1 protein-coding gene is annotated in these 1971 nt (G+C 37.0%); it reads left to right on the forward strand.

Annotated features, from left to right (window positions below; translation table 11 throughout):
- The first annotated feature begins 147 nt into the window (after window positions 1-147).
- Window positions 148-1875: an IS1634 family transposase gene (locus tag G5B11_RS18520; protein ID WP_173729310.1), complete on the forward strand. Its 1728-nt coding sequence runs from the start codon at window positions 148-150 to the stop codon at window positions 1873-1875.
- Window positions 1876-1971: the final 96 nt, after the last annotated feature.

Consider the following 1971-nt stretch of genomic DNA (forward strand, 5'->3'; position numbering starts at 1 on the left):
CGGGAGTTTGACAGTTGAATATAAGAAAAAATGCTTGCAGGCCTTATGGTACCTGCTTTTTTTACGTCAAATTATCTGTTTTATTTTATAGTATTATATAGCATTATTTCTAGAAGTGTGATATACTATATCCAGGAGGGATTTTTCATGAAAATAACTACATCAAAATCAAAAAATTCGGAATCCTTTTATATTGCCAAAAGCTATATTAACAATAAGGGAAAAAGCACTTCTGTAAATGTGCGCAAACTTGGTACACTCAAGGAACTTTTGATCGAACATGGTCCAACGCGTGATGATGTCATGAGATGGGCAAAAGAAGAAGCACGGCTGGAAACCTTAAAATATAAAAAAGAACAGCAAACCAAAGCTGTTCCTATCACTTTTCACAGCAATCAGAAGCTTGATTACAGTCAACAGGTTCTGTATCGTGGCGGATACCTTTTTCCTCAATCCTTTTATTATCGGCTTCAGCTTGATAAAACATGCCGTAAATTAAGAGATAAATATAAATTCAAATATGATATCAATTCAATCCTTTCTGATCTTATTTATGCAAGGATACTTGAACCAGACAGTAAACATTCTTCTTACAAGACTGCTTCTGAATTTTTAGAAAAACCTTCTTACCAGCTGCATGACTTGTACCGTTCCCTGGATGTGCTTGGAAATGAATGCGATTTTATCCAGTCGGAAGTATACAAAAACAGCCATCTTCTCGGAAAAAGAAATGATAAGATTCTCTATTATGATTGTACTAATTACTATTTTGAGATTGAACAGGAGGATGGTGATAAGAAGTACGGAAAAAGCAAGGAACATCGCCCAAATCCTATCATTCAAATGGGAATGTTTATGGATGGAGACGGCATTCCTCTTGCTTTTTCACTATTTCCAGGAAATGCAAATGAACAGACTTCGTTAAAACCACTAGAAACAAAAGTTCTTCAGGATTTTGGCTGTACTAAATTTATCTATTGCAGTGACGCAGGGCTTGGTTCAGAGGCAATTAAAAGAATAAACCATGCTGGTGAACGTGCCTTTATCGTCACTCAGTCCATTAAAAAGTTAAACAAGGATGATAAAAAATGGGCATTGGATAAAAATGGATTTAGACGTGTGTCAGATGATGCTCCTGTGGATCTTTCTGAAATCCCAGACGATGATAATGGATTGTATTATAAAGACGAGCCCTACACACCTCATGCTTTACATCAGCGACTGATCATCACATATTCTCCTAAGTATGCACGATATCAGAAATCCATTCGAGATGCTCAGGTAGAACGTGCCGAAAAAATGCTCAGCACCGGTACGATAAAGAAGGAACGTAGGAATCCGAATGATCCTGCTCGGTTCATAGGGAAAGTCGCAGCAACTGAAGATGGAGAAACTGCAAAGATCCACAATTATCTGAACACAGAAAAGATCGAACAGGAAGCCTTATATGATGGGATGTATGCAGTAACTACAGACCTCTTAGACGATGACGTAAAAGATATCTTAAAAGTCAGCGAAGGTCGTTGGGAAATCGAGGAATGTTTCCGTATAATGAAAACGGATTTTGAAACAAGACCAGTTTTTCTTCAAGACGATATACGCATAAAAGCCCATTTCCTTATCTGTTTCCTTGCATTAGTGATATATCGTTACCTTGAAAGAGACCTGGAAAATGCTTTCAGCTGCGAAACGATCTTAAATAAATTAAGAACGATGAATTTCGCCGATATACAAGAACAAGGTTTTATTCCACTTTACACACGAGACAAGCTAACTGATGCACTGCACACTGTTTGCGGCTTTGAAACGGATTATAAATTTATCACCAAAAGGCAAATGAAAAACATTCAGAAAAAAAGCAAAGGCCGAGAATAAAATACTATATTCCAAAACGACACAAAAAATCGCCGAACCCAAGTAAAATCAAGAGGTACAGCGATTCTTTTTGTTTAGTAACTGTCAAAGACAGGA

The sequence above is a fragment of the Blautia glucerasea genome (assembly GCF_013304385.1).
Lineage (GTDB): Bacteria > Bacillota > Clostridia > Lachnospirales > Lachnospiraceae > Blautia_A > Blautia_A ammoniilytica.

Bases quoted from the DNA above. Each gene is read 5' to 3' on its own strand.
- G5B11_RS18520 (WP_173729310.1), top strand. From the start codon at position 148: ATGAAAATAACTACATCAAAATCAAAAAATTCGGAATCCTTTTATATT.